Annotated in this window: 11 protein-coding genes; all 11 read right to left on the reverse strand. The window is 68.3% G+C overall.

Translation table 11 applies throughout. From position 1 onward, the window contains the following. Position 1: 1 nt before the first annotated feature. The gene (locus A7A76_RS19240; protein WP_206412723.1) at positions 2–991 is read right to left on the reverse strand and encodes a glycosyltransferase family 2 protein; all 990 of its coding nucleotides are present in this window, start codon (positions 989–991) and stop codon (positions 2–4) included. Then, positions 988–1,860 (reverse strand): GDP-mannose 4,6-dehydratase, encoded by an 873-nt coding sequence (locus tag A7A76_RS19245; protein ID WP_206412724.1) that lies wholly within the window; start codon positions 1,858–1,860, stop codon positions 988–990. The genes A7A76_RS19240 and A7A76_RS19245 overlap by 4 nt, the downstream gene beginning before the upstream one ends. Next, a complete protein-coding gene (locus A7A76_RS19250) occupies positions 1,857–2,567 on the reverse strand; it encodes a sugar phosphate nucleotidyltransferase (protein ID WP_206412725.1) in 711 nt (236 codons plus the stop codon). The genes A7A76_RS19245 and A7A76_RS19250 overlap by 4 nt, the downstream gene beginning before the upstream one ends. A 367-nt stretch (positions 2,568–2,934) precedes the next feature. After that, complete coding sequence (locus A7A76_RS26080; protein WP_206412726.1) at positions 2,935–5,598, reverse strand: YfhO family protein; 2,664 nt, start codon at positions 5,596–5,598, stop codon at positions 2,935–2,937. A 150-nt stretch (positions 5,599–5,748) separates the two neighbouring features. Further along, positions 5,749–9,462, reverse strand: coding sequence for a glycosyltransferase (locus A7A76_RS19260; protein ID WP_206412727.1), 3,714 nt, complete (start codon positions 9,460–9,462; stop codon positions 5,749–5,751). A 25-nt stretch (positions 9,463–9,487) separates the two neighbouring features. Further along, the gene (locus A7A76_RS19265) at positions 9,488–10,462 is read right to left on the reverse strand and encodes a GDP-mannose 4,6-dehydratase (protein ID WP_206412728.1); all 975 of its coding nucleotides are present in this window, start codon (positions 10,460–10,462) and stop codon (positions 9,488–9,490) included. Beyond that, the gene (locus tag A7A76_RS19270; protein WP_206412729.1) at positions 10,452–11,381 is read right to left on the reverse strand and encodes a GDP-mannose 4,6-dehydratase; all 930 of its coding nucleotides are present in this window, start codon (positions 11,379–11,381) and stop codon (positions 10,452–10,454) included. Before A7A76_RS19270 ends, A7A76_RS19265 begins: the two co-directional genes overlap by 11 nt. Further along, the gene (locus A7A76_RS19275; protein WP_206412730.1) at positions 11,378–12,715 is read right to left on the reverse strand and encodes a class I SAM-dependent methyltransferase; all 1,338 of its coding nucleotides are present in this window, start codon (positions 12,713–12,715) and stop codon (positions 11,378–11,380) included. The genes A7A76_RS19270 and A7A76_RS19275 overlap by 4 nt, the downstream gene beginning before the upstream one ends. Positions 12,716–12,751: 36 nt before the next feature. Further along, positions 12,752–14,017: an ABC transporter ATP-binding protein gene (locus A7A76_RS19280; RefSeq protein ID WP_206412731.1), complete on the reverse strand. Its 1,266-nt coding sequence runs from the start codon at positions 14,015–14,017 to the stop codon at positions 12,752–12,754. After that, positions 14,014–14,808, reverse strand: coding sequence for an ABC transporter permease (locus tag A7A76_RS19285; RefSeq protein ID WP_206412732.1), 795 nt, complete (start codon positions 14,806–14,808; stop codon positions 14,014–14,016). The genes A7A76_RS19280 and A7A76_RS19285 overlap by 4 nt, the downstream gene beginning before the upstream one ends. Positions 14,809–14,874: 66 nt before the next feature. Beyond that, the coding region (locus A7A76_RS19290) for a glycosyltransferase family 4 protein (protein WP_428995196.1) at positions 14,875–16,065 on the reverse strand (1,191 nt) is incomplete at its 5' end.

A 16,065-nucleotide genomic window follows, 5' to 3' on the forward strand; every position in this document is an offset into this window, starting at 1 on the left:
GTCAATCAACCTCGATAGCGCGCGGAAGCTCCGCGCCGTCTTGCGTTTTCGCCAGCGTCGCGCTGTCGGTGCGGATCAGGTAGCGCGGACGGCGCTTGACCTCATCGAAGATCTGGCCCAGGTACTCGCCGAAGATGCCCATGAAGAACAGCTGCAGCCCGCCCAGGAACGACACGAAGGTCATCAGCGAGGCCCAGCCGGCGGCGTCCACGCCGTGGCCGAAGAAATAGCCCACGACCTGCGCGGCGCCGGCCAGCACGCTCAGCGCGGCGACGATCAGGCCGGTGATCGTGCACAGCCGCAGCGGGGTCTTGGAGAACGAGCTGATGCCCTGGATGGCGAAGTTGATCAGCACCGACGGGCGGTACTTGGACGCGCCCTTCATGCGCGCCAGCGGCTCGAATTCGACGAAGGCGATGCGGTAGCCGACCCAGGCGACGATGCCGCGCAGGAAGATGTTGCGCTCCTGCACCTCGTCGCGGATCACCCGCACCACCGCGCGGTCGAGCAGGCGGTAGTCGGCGGCGCCGGGGTTGAGCTGGATCGAACCGATGCGCGAGATGACCCGGTAGAACATCGCCGAGGTGGTGCGCTTGAGGAAGCCGGTCTCGGCGCCGTCCTGGCGCATGGCCTGGACGATCTGCGCGCCGTTTTCCCACTGCTCGACCAGCTGCGGGATCAGCTCCGGCGGATGCTGGCCGTCGCTGTCGAGCATGATGAGCGCATCGGCCTGGCAGCTGTCGATGCCGGCGATCAACGCGGCCTGGTGGCCGAAGCGGCGCGACATCACCAGCACGCGCACGTCCGGATCGCGCTGCGCCAGCGCCAGCAGGATCGCCTCGGTGCGGTCGGGCGAGGGGTCCATCGCGTAGACGAACGACACCCGGTAGCGCTCGCCCAGCGCGGCCACGGCCGCGCGCAGGCGCGCGTGGAATTCGAGGATGACCTCTTCCTCGCGGAACACCGGGCACAGGATCTGCAAGCTCTTCATGGCGAACGTCCTTCCAGCATGCGCGCGATGCCTTCGGCGAGGCCGACCCGGGCGCTCCAGCCGCAGGCCTGGCCGATGCGCGCGCAGTCGGCGCGCACGTCGGGAATTTCGTTGGGCCGCTGGCGCTGCAGGTCGACCACCGGCTTGCGCACGCCGCTGACCGCCATCGCCGTTTCGACCACTTCGGCCACCGAATGCGACTGGCCGCTGCCGACGTTGTACAGCGCGTAGCCGTCGACCGCGCGCGAACGGATCAACGCGTCGACCGCATCGTCGACGTAGAGATAATCGCGGCGCGGCTGCAGGTCCATCAGTTCGATCGCCGGCGTGGCCGGGTCCAGCACCTGGTCGACGATCTTCGGGATCAGGAAGCGGTCGCTCTGGCCGGGGCCGTAGGTGTTGAACAGGCGGATCGCCACCACGTCCATCGCGTACAGGCCGGCGTACCACTCACAGGCCTGCTCGCCCATCCACTTGGAAAACGCGTAGGGGTTGTTGGCGTCGACGCGGTGCCGCTCGTCGATCGGCAAGGTCTGCGGAACGCCGTAGATGTACGCGCCGACGTAGGTCAGCGAACAGCCGGCGCGGCGGCACTGGTCGAGCACGCGCACGGTTCCGTGGGTGTTGACCAGATGGAAGCGCACCGGGTCGTTCCAGGCGTCCGGCACACCGGTTTCGGCGGCCAGGTGGAACACGTGGGCGACGCCGTCCAGCGGCAGCGCGTCGGCGAGCAGGTCGAAGCCGTCGCCGCGCCCGGCGGTCAGCACCTCGATGCCGTCCGCGCGCAGGCGCTCGACCAGGCGGCGGCCGAGAAAGCCGCCGGCGCCGGTCACCGTTACGCGGTCGCCCGCCTGCAGGGCCGTCCTCACGCCAGCGCCAGCTTCGCCGACAGCTGCGGCCATTCGTCGACCGCGCGCTGGTAGTCCTCGGGGCGGCCGATGTCGAGCCAATAGCCTTCGTGCGGGGCGATCTCGACCTGCTTGCCGTCGCGCAGATAGCCCAGCACCAGATGGTCGAAACCGAACGCCTGGTTTTCCGGGATCACCTCGAGCACGCGCCGCGACACCGCGTACACGCCCATGCTGACCAGGAACGGAAAGCACGGCTTTTCTTCGAAGCCGACCAGGCGCATGTCCTCGGAAGCGTGCAGCACGCCGTAGTCGATGCGCTGCTCGCGCTTGGCCGCGGAGATGGTGAACAGCGCGTCGGCGCGCGCGTGCGCATCGAGGAACTCGCCGTAGGCCACGTCGCTGAGGATGTCGCCGTTCATCACCAGGAAATGCTCGGGCAGGTCCGGGATCAGCTTGAGCGGGCCCATCGTGCTCAGCGCCATGTGCTCGAGCGAGTAATCGATGGTGATGCCCCACTTCTCGCCGTTGCCGAAGAACGCCTTGAACAGGTCGGCCTGGTGGTTCACCGCCAGGGTGATGTGGCCGAAACCGGCCTGGCGCAGCTGGCGGATGATGACTTCCAGGATCGGGTACTCGCCGATCGGCATCAGCGGCTTGGGCAGCGCCACGGTGTAGGGCTTCAGGCGAGTGCCCTTGCCGCCGGCTAGGATTACGGCACGCTTCATTTCTTGCCTGTCTGTGTGGGGATGGAAGGTCGGGCGTGGGAGGAGCGGACCTGCGGGCTGCGCGCGGCTCCGCCGAATGGATCGTCGCGGCTGGGCGAGCCGGGGTGGCCCGTCGCGCCCGGCGAGGGCGCATCGCCGCCCCGTATCGCCGGATCCATGTCAGCGTCGGAGCGCCGCGACACCCAGCGGGACGTGCTCCCGCCGGAATTGGATTGTGCGGACGCAAAGACCGGCGCGATTATAGTCGCGCCCCTGGGGGGCGGCAAACCACGCAAGTCGTTGCTGGCGAACGCTTTCGGACGCGTTTGCACGGCCCGCACCGGACTGCGGCGCGAACCGTCGGCACGCCCTCGGGACGCGCCTGCGCTCATCGGGCCGCCGCCCCGCTCGCGCGCCGGCGACGCCACGGCACCAGCAGCAACACGCAAACCGTTAGCGCCAGCGCCGCCAGGATCAGGCCGTTGCGATAGCCGCGCGAACGGTAGCTCAATTCCAGCGTATGCCGCCCGGCGGGCACCGCTACTGCCATGATCGTGCCGTCGGCGACCAGCACCGGCGCGCGCTCGCCGTCCACGCGCGCGACCCAGTCGCGGTTGTAGCGCTCGCTGATCACGGCCAATGCGTCGCCGTCGGCCTCAACCTGCAAGCGCCAGCGGCCGTGCGCACGCTCGAGCACCTTCACCGCTGGCGCGTTACGGCAACTCAATGCAGGCACCGCGCGGTCGGGTTCGAGCAAGGCCAGCACGAACGGGTCGAAACGGCCGTCGGGCGCGTTCTTGTACTGCGCGCCGACCAGCGCCGCGGCGATGTCGGCATCGTTGGCGCCCTCCGCGCGGCATACGCCCCAGGCCATACCGCGGAAGCCGCGGCGTTCGGCGAACGCGGTCATGCCGGGCACTACGCGTTTGGGCCCGAGCGAATCGCCGCCGCCTTGCGGCGCGATCGGTACGGCCACGACGCGGCCGCTGCCTTGTTCGATCGCCTCGACCTTGTCGATCGTGACCAATGCACCGCCGGTGTCGCCCACTTCGATCTGGATCTGCCGCGCCGACGTAGCCGCGGCCACATCCGGCAGCGGCAATTCGCCGAGGAAGTGCAGGCTGGTGGACTGCTCCTGCGCCACGGGCGGCCGCTGGTGCTTGATCTGCGCGCGCACGTCCTCGCGGTCGTAGGCTTCCTCGGCGATCTCCTCGCCGGCGTCGATGGTCAACGCCGGTCCCAGGGGGCGTTCGTGGGCGTCGAGCAAGGCCACCCGCGCCATCGTCCGGCCCTGGTCGATCAGCACCGAGCAGTTCATGTGCGAAGTGATCCGCAACGCCTGGATCGCCACGCCGGCGGGCAGCGTCGCGCGCATCCGCGCCGGCAACGCCGCCGTGCCGCAGCCGCGGCCGAGCGGTTGCGGGTAATCGTTCTGCAGGGTGCCGGCGATCCAGCGCACGCCCAACACGTCCATCAACGGCGCATCGGGATTGCCGACCGGGAACATGCCGACGGTGTCGGTGCCGGTGTAGGCGGCATACCGCGCCGCCAGCAACGGACCGTAGCCCACCACGCTGTCGATGCCGAACAGCATGTTGATGTTCGGCCGCAGCGGCTCCATGCCCATCTTGTGCGCGTTCAGCGGCAACACGCGACCGGGACCGCGGCGCAGATCGTCCACCGCCAGCCTGGCCTGCGGCGTGGCGACCTGGCTCAAGCCTACCGCGGAGGAAAAGCGCCACTCATAGAACCAGCCGAAGCTGCCCAGATCGACCACAGTCACTGCGACCAACAACAGCGCGGCCCAGCGCGAGCGACGCCAGGCGAGCAGCCCCACCACGAGCAGTCCCGCACCGAAGAACAGCAGCGCCGGCCACGCGCGCAGGCTGCTCCACAGGCCGTGATCGAGCAGCGGCGACTTCGGGTCGAACGCCACCGACGCCAGCGCCGCCGCGATCAGCGCGACGCTGCCGCCCAGCAGCGCAGCCAGGCGGCGCTTGCTCAGCGGCTCGCGCATCAGCGCCGACACGCCGTAGGCGGCCAGCACCGCGACGGCGATGATGACCACTATGCCGAACCGCGCCTGGGCGCGGAACTTGCCCAACACCGGCAGGTGATACACCGCCTCGCCGAGCGGCGTGCTCGCGCCCAGGCACAGCAACAGGCCCACGACCACCGCGCCGACCCAAAATCCGTACGCACGCTGCGGCCGCGCGCCCAGCAGCGCGGCCAGCGCCAGCAGCCACGGCGCCACGCCGGCGTAGATCGCCAGTTCGGTCAGATTCCATGGGCCGCCGTAGCTGCCGTAAATCCCCGGCGCGTACGCACCGTAGAGATTGGGGAATGCCAACAGGCGCAACGAACCCCAGGTATGCGAGTAGGTGTCGAAGTCGCTGAGCGACCAAGACGCGCGTGCGCCTTCGCTGGAGGCGTGCGCCAGCGGCAGCAGCGCCGGCGCGGCCAGCATCAAGCCCAGCGCGAACATGCCCGACACCCGCGCCAGCATGCGCAGGCCGTCGCCGCGGCCGCGCGCTGCGACCACGGCGATTTCGTGCACGCCATAGCAGCCGGCCAGGATCAGGCCGATGATCGATACCTGCGGATGGCCGCCGTACACGCACATGGCCGTCGCCGCCGCGCCCAGCGCCACAGGCCAGCGGCTGCGCGCATCGCGCATGCGGGCCAGCGCCCACAGCATCGCCGGCACCCAGGCCGCGGCGTGGACGATGCTCAGGTGGCCCAGATGGCCGACCATGAAGCCGCTGCCGGACACCACCAGCGCCGCCAGCAGCGCGCCCAGACGCGAGCCGGTCAGACGCAGCGCCAGACCGAACATGCCGAACGCGCAGATCGCGTAGCCCAGGATCACGAGCGCGTTATAGCTCGGACTTATCCAACGTAGCGGATACAGGACCTGCGACTGGATGTCGGAGACGACCGAATAGCCCGACAGCAGACTGCTGTTCCAGGTCTGGCCGATCGGAAGGTCGAAGAACGGCAGGTAGAACACCTCGCCGTCGCCGGGCGCCAGATAGAAGCCGCGGACGAGCACGGGCGCAAAATAGGCTACATAGAACGCGACGAAAAAGACGGCCAGCGCGATCCACGGCGTGGCCGTCGCAAGCAGTGTGCGCCGCTCGCCCGGCAGGTGCTGCATGTGCATCCCTTCTCCCTAGATCGTCTGTGCCACCGGCGACCCGGCTTACGGCAATTCGTGGTCCCAGCCGCCCGAGCGCATCAGCGCCAGCATCCGCTGGGCGGTGTCGCGCCAACCGGTGGTCCAGCTCAGCGAACCGGTCGAGGCATCGGCCGGCTCGCGCAGGCGCTGCGCCAACGCGGCCGCGTCGCCAGCCGGGAAATAACTGGCCTTGTCTCCGGCGATTTCGCGGAAAACACTGATGTCGCTGAGCAGCAACGGACAATGGTAACGTGCCGCCTCGATCAGCGGCAGGCCGAATCCCTCTGCATCGGAGGCCTGCACCACGCGTTCGGCGCGGGTATAGGCGTAGCTCAGATCGGCGTCGGACACGCCCTGCAACCAGAACAGCCGCTTGCCGTACTGCGGATGCGAGGCGATGCGCTGCGCCAGCGCGTCCACGTTCCAGCCCTTCTTGCCGATGATCACCAGGTGGCGCGGATCGCCGTGCGCCCATAGCCGGTCGAACGCATCGAGCGCAAGGTCGTGGCGCTTGCGCGGCTCGAGCGTGCCGACCATAAGCACCGCCTGCCGCTCGCCGCTCATCGCTTCGCGCATCGCCGGGCTGACCTCTTCGCCGGATCCGGCGCGGCCCTCGTCGATCTCGCCGCCCAGGTGGGCATGGCCAATCCTCAACCCCGGCCGGTGCTGCGCCTTGGTCTGGCGGATCCATACCCGCAGGTCATCGGCGGTAGCGCGCGAAACGCAGATCAGGCCATCGCAATGGGCGACCACATAACGCAGCCACTGTTCGAACACGCGCGGCATGAAGTCCACGCAATACTGCGGGAAGCGCAGCGGTATCAGATCGTGCACCAGCGCATAGACGCGACCGCCGTTGGCGTGGACGCGCTCGATGCTCGCGGTGAACCGCTCCGGGCGCTCCCAGGCCGAATCGAGCAGGAAGTAGGCATCGCCCAGCTCCGGCGCCAGCTCGCCGTTCGCGGCCATGCCGCGCACGCCGAGCTTGGACTGCAGATAGTCGGCATCGACCGGGATCAGTTGGCCTTGCTCGTCCACCGTGGTCGGAACGCAGCGGTAGCGCTCGCCTTCGCCCAGCGACAACTCGCGCGCCAGATTGCGCACGACCCGATGCACGCCGGTACCGTGATCGACATTGACGACCTCGCTGAGATCCACGAACACGCGCGGCGGCGCGTCCTCGGGAAAACGTTCCAGCGCATGCCGCACGGCCTGAAATTCGGATTCGACCGCCCCGCCGCCGAGCGCGAACGCATCGGTCAGGCGTCGCGCAAGTTCCTTGCCCGCGCGTTCGCGACGGCTGCGCATCGACAGCGCCACCGCACGTTCGTACTGCCCCGCCACCGCGAACGGCGAATGCGCGTGGGCGACATAAGCGCGCCCGGCCTCGGCCTGAGCGCGGCGCTGTGCGGGATCGGCCAGCCAGGCCGCCAGCCGGTCGGCGATCCGCGCCGGCTCGACCCGCGCGGCCACCTTGGCCACCGCGGTATCGGGCAACTCGGCGAAAGAGCCGTAATCGTTGACGATCACCGCCACGCCGTGGCTCATGCAGTCCAGCACCGACTTGGAGGTCTCGCCGCGGCTATGCTGGCGCAATTGGATCGCGATGTCCGCGGCGCGTTGGTACAACTCGTACTTTTCCGCGCTGACGAAGTCGGTGATCAGGATCCGCGCGCGCAGCGGATGCGCGGCGATCGCTTCGTTGATCGCGCGGCCGTAATCGTCGCCCGGCATACCGCCGACGAAAGCGAAACGCAGGTCGGCGCGCCCGGCCAGGCGCGGATCGGCCAGCGCCTGCAGGGTTTCCAGGTTGAGCTTGGTGTCGGCTATGAAGCCGAAAGTTACAACCAGAATCTCGTCGGCGCCGATGCCGAGCGCCTCGCGCGCACGCGCGCGCTCGGAATCGCTCTGCGCCGGCCGCGCGATCTGCGGCATCGCCGCGCGCAGCAACGGGCCGCGCCCGACTCCCGGAAAGAAGCGCTGGGCCATCTCGATCGCATGAGTGGAATGCACCACCACCGCGTCGGCGCGCTCGACGATGCGGCGCGAGGCCGGAAACGCGCGACGCGCGTCAAGCACGCCGTCGCGGTCGAGCAGCGCTACCGCGCCGCGGCCGTGCGAACGCTCAAGCTCCTGTGGGAACAGCCCGCTCGTGGCGCCGATCTCGTCCATGTTCGACAACATCGAGCTGAGAAAGAAATCGTGCAGCACCACCATGCCCGGCACTTGGTCGAGCAGCTCGACCATGTGTGCGTGGAACGGCGAATTGCCGAACTGATAGATGACCTGATCGTAGTTGGCTGCGTTCGCAGGCAGGCTGCGCCACGACAGCACCCGACCTGCGCTGGCCTGGTCGGATACCGCACTCAGTTCGGCGCTGGTGTAGATGTCCACGTCCATGCGCATGGTCAGCGCGGGCAGCAGCTCGGCGATGTAATCGGCGATGCCGGTCTGCTCCGGCCGCATCGGCGTCACCAGCGCAACCTTTAGCCGGCGTTCTACCGGCACGGTCGCGTCGCGGCGCGCGCGGCGCTCGACCGCTTGGCCCCAGGCCTCGCGGGTCAACTGCGCGGTGCGCTCCCAGGTGAACTCGCGCGCGCGCTGCGGGCCGGTTTCGCGCAGGCTGGCGCGCAATCCCTCGTCGCCAAGCACGCGCGCCAGGCATTGCGCGGAATCGGCCACCGAGGACGCGTCGAACAAGGCGTCCTTGCGTCCGACGACCTCCGGCAAGCTGGAGTTGTCCCCGGCGATGGCCGGCGCGCCGCAGGCCATCGCCTCCAGCACCGGCAGGCCGAAGCCTTCGTACAGCGACGGGAAGAAGAAAACGTCGCAGGCGCGGAACAACTGCTTGAGCGCGCGATCGCTGATGCGACCGGTGATGACCACGTCCTCGGCGCTCAGGCCGGCTTGTGCGGCTGCCTGGCGTACCGCGCGCTCGTCGCCGACCTGATTGAGCACGAGCTGCACGCTGCGGCGCTGCGCCTTGGGCACCGCGGCGAAGGATTCGACCGCGCCGCGCAGGTTCTTGCGCACGTCGCCGTTGCCGGTGTAAAGCACGAACCGATCGCGGATGCCGAACTGATGTCTGACCGCCGCGCCCTGATCGGCCGCGGGCGCTTCGAAGAAGTGCTCGTCAACGCCGGCGTAGATCACCGCCAGCTTTTCCTCGGGAATGCCCAACAGCCGGATCGCATCGGCCTTGGTCGCCTCGGAGATGCACAGGATCACGTCGAACTGGCAAAGATCCAACAGCTTGCGCCGGTACCACCAGCGCTGGTCGGCGTTGGACAGATACAGCTGCGGAAACAGTTCCGGAATCAGGTCGTACAACGTCACCGAACTCACCGTGCCGGGCATCTGCGCCAGTTGGCCCAGCCCGCCGGCGTGCTCTATGTAACCTTCGAACAAGCTGTTGACGTGGATCAGGTCGGACGAGACGGCGCTGTAGCGTTGGCGGATCAACGCTTCGGCAGCCGGCCGCAGCGTGTCTTCCGGCCCGTGCGCGCGGGTCGGTCCGGGATAGGCGTAGCCGAGCAGGCCGGCATAACCCCCAACCGGCTCCAGTTCGCGATGGATATCGCCGATCGTCGCGGGATAGGTCTTGTCGACGCCGAGCAGATACTCGTCCTGCTCGCGCCGGCCGGCCAACAACGCCTTGGTCAACCCCATGGCGTACCGGCCGATGCCGCGGAAACGCGACTCAGTCTGGCACGCCTGCAGATCGATGGTGATTCGCATCCTCGAGCTTCCCTTCCTGACCGGCTTACTTGCGCAGGCGACGCAGATCGGCGTCCACCATCATCGTGATCAGTTCCTGCAGGCTGGTCTTGGGCGCCCAGCCCAATTTGGCGCGCGCCTTGGCCGGGTTTCCGAGCAGTACGTCGACTTCCGCCGGACGGAAGAAATTCGGGTCGATCACCAGGTGGTCTTCGACCTTCAGGCCGACGTGGCCGAAGGCGATCTCGCACATGTCGCGCACCGTCGTGGTCTGGCCGGTGGCGACCACGTAGTCGTCGGCTTCTGCCTGCTGGGTCATCAGCCACATCGCCTCGACGTAGTCGCCGGCGAAGCCCCAGTCGCGCTTGGCGTCGACGTTGCCCAGGCGCAGCTCCTTCTGCTGCCCCAGCTTGATCCGGGCGACCGCGTCGGTGACCTTGCGGGTGACGAACTCGATGCCGCGCAGCGGCGATTCGTGGTTGAACAAGATGCCGCTGGAGGCGTGGATCTTGAAGCTCTCGCGGTAATTGACCGTGGCCCAATGCGCCATCAGCTTGGCCACGCCATAGGGGCTGCGCGGGTAGAACGGAGTTTTCTCGTCCTGCATTTCCGCCTGGATCAGGCCGAACATCTCGCTGGTCGAAGCCTGGTAGAAGTGCGCCTGCGGATTGACGATGCGCACCGCTTCCAAAACGTTGAGCGCACCGACGCCGTCGACCTGCGCGGTCAGCAGCGGCTGCTGCCAGGAGCTGCCGACGAAGCTCTGCGCGCCCAGGTTGTAGACCTCGTCGGCCTTGGAGGCCTGCATCGCGCGGATCATCGACGACAGGTCGGTCAGGTCGCCGTCGAGCAGGCGCACCTCGCCTTCGATGCCGAGCTCGCGCAGGCGCCACAAGGTATCGGTGCTGCGCCGCGCCAGCACGCCGTTCACCTCGTACCCCTTGTCGAGCAGCAGCTTGGAAAGGTACGCGCCGTCCTGGCCGGTGATGCCGGTGATGAGTGCTGCCTTGTTATTGCTCATGTTTTGCCCTTGCTTCTTCAAGTATGTCGAGGAGGGTTGCGTTCATCGCGATGGTGGGCGCCCAGCCCGTATCGCGCAGCAGCTCGGCTGAATCGGCGGCCATCCGGCGCTGCTCGGCCGGGCGCAGCCTGGCCGCGTCCTGGTGGATCCGCGGGTCGATCTTCGCCAGCGCGCACAGTTCGGCCAGCAGGTCGCGGACCCGCCGCTCGATGCCCGAGCCGATCACGTAGGTGGCCCCGGAACGGCCGCGGCCGAGCATCGCCGCGTAGGCGGCGACCACGTCGCGCACGTCGGTGAAGTCGCGGGTGACGTCGATATCGCCGGCTTCGATCACCGCGGGCTGGCGCCCGCGCTCGATCGCCACCACCTGCGCGGCCAGCGCGGGCAGCACGAAGCGTTCGTCCTGGCCCGGGCCGACGTGGTTGAACGGACGCGCGATCATCACGTCCAGGCCTTCCGAGCGGCTCCATTGCAGGCACAGCTCTTCGGCCGAAATCTTGCTGACGGCGTAGGGATTGCGCGGCTGCGGCCGATAGTCCTCGTTCACCGGCAGCGCCTCTTCGGGCACGCGGCCGTAGACGTCGCCGCTGCTGACGAACACCATGCGCCCGGCGAAACCGCCGCGGGTCAGCGAGCGCACCAGGTTCAGCGTGCCCAGCACGTTGATCTCGAACGTCTCGCGCGGATTCTCGAACGAGCGCGGCACGAAGCTCTGCGCGGCCAGGTGCAGGACCGCGTCGGGGCGCGCCTCGGCGACGACGCGCTGCACCGCCGCTTCGTCGCGGATGTCCCAGCCCGACGGCGTCGCCACGAATTCCCAGTCCGCCAGCGCGCCGCCCGGCGCGCAGGCCGCGCGAACGTGGCCGCCGACGAATCCGCTGCCGCCGGTGACCAACAGCCGCCGCGTCGCAGCGGTCATGCGCGCCTCCCGATCACGGCGTAGTCAGGCGCGTTGCGCTGTTGCTGCAGCAGGAAATTGATCGCGATCGCGCCCGGCACGTCGTCGCCGACGAGTTCCGGCGCGTACAGATCTCGCGCGATGGTCCAGCGCTTGATCTCCACGTCGCCGAATCCGCGCGCGCCCACCAGCCATTGCAGGGTCTGCGGCGGCAGCGGATTGCGGTGGGTCGGGTCGTTGTAGAAGTAAAGCGCCGCGACCTGGATGTTCTCGGGATTCGGCGTCTCCAACGCGATCACGCCGCCCGGGACCAGCACCCGCGCGCACTCGTCGAGCAGTTCGACCAGCACCGTGAACGGCAGGTGCTCGGCGATGTGCATGCCGGTGACCGCGCCGAACGAAGCGTCCGGGAGCTTGCGGATCTCCTCGAGCACGTCGCCCTCGATCACCTTCAGCCCGCGCGAACGGCAGCGTTCGAGGAAGGTGGTGTTGGAGTCGATGCCGGTACCCATCATGCCGTGCTCGCCCAGCAGCGCCAGCCAGTCGCCGTCGCCGCAACCCAGGTCCAGGACCGGCGCCTGCGCGCCGCCCACCCCGGCCTGCTTGAGAATTTCGATGTACGGCATGGCCCGCTCCCTGATCAGCTCGATCGGCCCTCGGAAGGCCTTTTCGAATTCGACGTAGAGCGGATCCAGCGAGCGTTCGAACGCGTGCTGGCGCTTCTTGACCCTCTCGCCGTCGCCGAGTGTAGATTCCAGGCGTGCGATACGGCCGTGAAGCTCGCTGGTGGCGGCGGACAGCATCGCGTCCAGCTCGTCGGCCTGGCGGGTGCGGTTGGCGTCGACGCTGTCGATGCGCTGCTGCACCGAGCCCAGCCGGAACGCCCCGTGCAGCCAGCCGATCACCGGCCCGATCAGGCGCCGGCGGCGCCATTTGCTCAAGGTGAACGGGACCAGCAGGCCGTCGACGTGGACCCCACGCGAGCGCCCCTCGGCCGACCAGCGAAGATCGCCGAGCACGCCGACTTTGCTGATGGCGCCGGCGCGCAGCTGCGCCAGGCGGGTGCTCAGGCCGTGTTCGTCGGCCGGGCGGCGCAGGATCGCGAGGTAGGCGTTCTCGACGAAGGTGCGATCCGAGAAGGCCAGCAGCTCGGCGAGCACATAGGATTCCTTGATCTCCAGGCTCCGCTCGGCGCGGCGCCCGCCCTCGTCGAAACGCACCAGGCCCGCAGCACCCGACCGCGGCGCCCCCGCGGCGCGGTCCTGCAGCCCTTCGCGCACTTCGCGCATGATCGAATCGGCATCTAACTTCACACTGAACCCCTTTCTGGAGCGCTGCCGGCACTGCACCCGCATCGTTGGCGAGCGCTCACCGCGCGCATTCGTTTTCCGTCAGGCCTGCGGCACCGCGGCCTGGACGCGCCGCGAGCCATCGGCTCCGAACTGCTGTATGCCGATCCTCGGCGGTAGGTAGGCGACGCCCGCGAACTTGACCTTGTCGGCATTGGCCACGGTGAACACCAGGGCCAGATCCTTCCACTGGTAGTTGTTGACCAGGTGGGTTTCCGAGCTGTGCAAGGCCAACGACACCGAGTAGGTGCCGGCACCTACGTCCATCGAGAAAGCGGCGTCGAACTGGACAAGCTCGCCGGCGCGCACCTCGCGCAGTTCCTGCCCGGTGTAATGGGTGTTGGTGCCGAACACCGCCTGCCCCAGGCGGTCGCGCAGCATGTAGCCGAATACCAGCCCGTCGATGTCCCGGTGCGCGCGCGCGCGCACCCGCAGGGTGACCGGCGCGCCGACCGAGAGGTATTCGACTTCGTTGCCCGCCGCGTCGAGCAACTGCACCGACTCGAACGCCGCCTCGCCGGTGCCCGACTGGGTGGCGACGAATTTTTCCTGGCGCTCGACGTTGATCGTGGAGTTCTCCTTCTCCGCGATCAGCGCGTTGTAGTAGTCGAAGATCTCCTGCGGATTGCCGTCCAGCAGCACCCGCCCGCGCTCGAGCAGGATCGCCCGGTCGCACATCGACTGGATCGCCGCCGCGTCGTGGGAAACGATCAACAGCGTGGTGCCGGCGTTGCGGTACTCGCGGATGCGCTGGAAGCTCTTGTGGATGAAGTAGGCGTCGCCCACCGCCAGCGCTTCGTCGACGATCAACAGGTCCGGGCGCACCGCGGTGGCGACGCTGAAGGCCACGCGCATCTGCATGCCGCTGGAGTAGGTGCGCACCGGCTGGTCGAAGTATTCGCCGATCTCGGCGAAGCTCTCGATTTCGGGCATCAGCTGCGCGATCGAGGCCTGGTCGTGGCCCATCAGGCCGGCGGAGTGGAAGGCGTTCTGGCGTCCGGTCAAATCCAGGTTGAAGCCCATGCCCAGTTCGAGGATCGCCGCGACCCGGCCGCGCGAGGTCACGCTGCCCTCGGTGGGCCGCGCGGTGCCGGTGATCAGCTTCAGCAGCGTGCTCTTGCCGGCGCCGTTCTGGCCGACGATGCCCACGCTCTCGCCGGCGTTGACGCTGAAGTCCACGTGCCGCAGCACCCAGTGCTCCTCGGCCGCGGCCACCGGAACGCCGAGCCAGGACAGCACCCGCAGCCATTCGCTGCCCCAGCGCCGGTAGGCCTTGCCCAACGCACGCACATGCAGTTCGCCGCTCATAGCACGTCCACCATTTCCGGGCTGGCCTTGCGGAACAGGAACAGCGCCAGGATCGCCACGCCGACCGCCACCAGCGCCATCCAGCCCAGTTCGGTCCACAGCGGCGGCTTGTTGAACACCAGTACGTTCTGGTAACTGGTCACCAGCGGGTACAACGGATTGAGCTTGAACCAGGCCTGGTAGGCCTGCGGCAGCACGGTGATGCTGTAGACCACCGGCGTCAGCCAGAACAGCGCCTGCAGGATCACCGGCACCACCTGGCCGACATCGCGCATGAATACGTTGAACACGCCCAGCACCAGCCCCAGCGCCATCGCCAGCAGCAGGTTCAGCGCGATCAGCACCGGCAGCCACAGCGCTTCCGCGCCCGGGTAATGGCCCAGCGCCGCGAACACCGCGAACACCGCCGCCAGCAGCAGCAGGTTGTTGACCAGCAAGGTGCCCGCGGCGATCAGCGGCAGGCAGATTCGCGGGAACGCCATCTTCTTCATCAGGTTGCCGCTGTCGACGAACAAGGTCAGGCAGCGGCCGATGGTTTCGGCGAACAGGTTCCAGCTCATCATCCCGGCCATCAGGTACAGCGCGTAGGCGTACTTGTTGTCGATGCCCGGCAGTTTCGCCGCCAGCACTTCCGACAGGATCAGGGCGAAGATCAGCACCTGCATCAGCGGATGGATCACCATCCACAGGCCGCCGAGCTTGCTGCGGATGAAGCGCACGCGCAGCTCGTTGCGCACCGAGGAGGCAATGAAGTAGCGGTATCGCCAGATGGCGAGGAAGAGTTCACGCATAAGAGCCACCCGTGATGTAACCGGAGTAAACGATCGCGCGCGCAGCACACTGCAAGGTCGCCGGCGTCATGGTTGCGCTCCATCGGCGCTCGCGCCGCGCGCGGTTGCGGGCGGCGCGTCCAGGCGCTGCGCCAGCAACGAGGCCGCCAGCGCCGGGCTCAGCCGCTGTTCGATGTCGCGCTTGGCGCGCGCGCCGAGCTCGCGCGCGAACTGCGGCGAACCGGCGAGCTTGCGCATGTGCGCCGCCGCCTCGTCCACGTTCGCCTCGGCCCAGTGCGCGCCCTGCGGATGCGGGTACTCGCCCTCGCCCACCGGCACCAGCCGGTAGCCGACCAGGCAGCTGTTGTCGGCGTCCATGAAATCCAGGTTGCCCGACCAGGCGGTGCCGATGATCGGCTTGCCCATCGCCATGCACTCGGCCAGGCCCAGGCCGAAGCCTTCGGCGCGGTGCAGCGACACGTAGACGTCGGCGCAGCGCTGCAGCGCGCACACGTGGGCGCGGTCGATGACCTCGTCGCGCACCACGATGCGCGGATCCTGCGCGCTGGCGGTCAGCAGGCGCAGGAACTTGTCCGGATGGCGATGCGCGTTGCTGGTCTTGACCATCAGCCGCACGTTGTCGCCGGCGTCCGGGAACGCGCGCCGGAACGCTTCGATGACCGCGAACGGATTCTTGCGGTCCACCCACGAATTGAAATCGAAGCTGCACAGGAACACGAAGGCGTCCTCGGGCAGGCCGAAATCGCTGCGCTGCAGGCCGCTGTCGGGCACCGGGCTCAGCGGCAGCGGCACCCGGAACACCGGCTTGTCGGTGACGCGTTCGAAGGCTTCCTTGACGAACTCGGAGGCGACCATGATCTCGTCGACCAGGTCGATCGACTCCAGCCAGTCGTGCGGAATGTCCTGCAGCTCCCAGAACCAGCACGCGATCAGGCGCTTGCCGCGCAAGCGCTCGGCGCCGATGTGCGCCAGCGCGGGCTGGAGGTAATCGGGATTGACGAACACGATGCTGGTCGGATGCGGCGTGCCCTCGCCGATATGGGCATCGACGCTGCGGTCGTCGACGCCGTGCGGAATGGCGATGGACACGTCGAACAACGCGACCGGATAGCCGGCGCCGATCAGCGCGCGCGCATACATGCGCGCGCTCTCGGCCAGACCGAACTGGCCGCGCAGATAGCCCAGGATGTTGACCCCGGCGCCGGCGACGGCCGCCGGCGCCGCGGCGGCCGCGGCGGCGAGCGGCGGAATCGGCCG

The organism is Lysobacter enzymogenes (genome assembly GCF_017168095.1).
In the GTDB taxonomy this organism is placed as follows: domain Bacteria; phylum Pseudomonadota; class Gammaproteobacteria; order Xanthomonadales; family Xanthomonadaceae; genus Lysobacter; species Lysobacter enzymogenes_D.

Coding starts and splice junctions, on each gene's coding strand:
- A7A76_RS19275 (WP_206412730.1), bottom strand. CDS start 12,715: ATGCGGGTGCAGTGCCGGCAGCGCTCCAGAAAGGGGTTCAGTGTGAAG.
- A7A76_RS19280 (WP_206412731.1), bottom strand. CDS start 14,017: ATGAGCGGCGAACTGCATGTGCGTGCGTTGGGCAAGGCCTACCGGCGC.
- A7A76_RS19240 (WP_206412723.1), bottom strand. CDS start 991: ATGAAGAGCTTGCAGATCCTGTGCCCGGTGTTCCGCGAGGAAGAGGTC.
- A7A76_RS19265 (WP_206412728.1), bottom strand. CDS start 10,462: ATGAGCAATAACAAGGCAGCACTCATCACCGGCATCACCGGCCAGGAC.
- A7A76_RS19285 (WP_206412732.1), bottom strand. CDS start 14,808: ATGCGTGAACTCTTCCTCGCCATCTGGCGATACCGCTACTTCATTGCC.
- A7A76_RS19270 (WP_206412729.1), bottom strand. CDS start 11,381: ATGACCGCTGCGACGCGGCGGCTGTTGGTCACCGGCGGCAGCGGATTC.
- A7A76_RS19260 (WP_206412727.1), bottom strand. CDS start 9,462: ATGCGAATCACCATCGATCTGCAGGCGTGCCAGACTGAGTCGCGTTTC.
- A7A76_RS19250 (WP_206412725.1), bottom strand. CDS start 2,567: ATGAAGCGTGCCGTAATCCTAGCCGGCGGCAAGGGCACTCGCCTGAAG.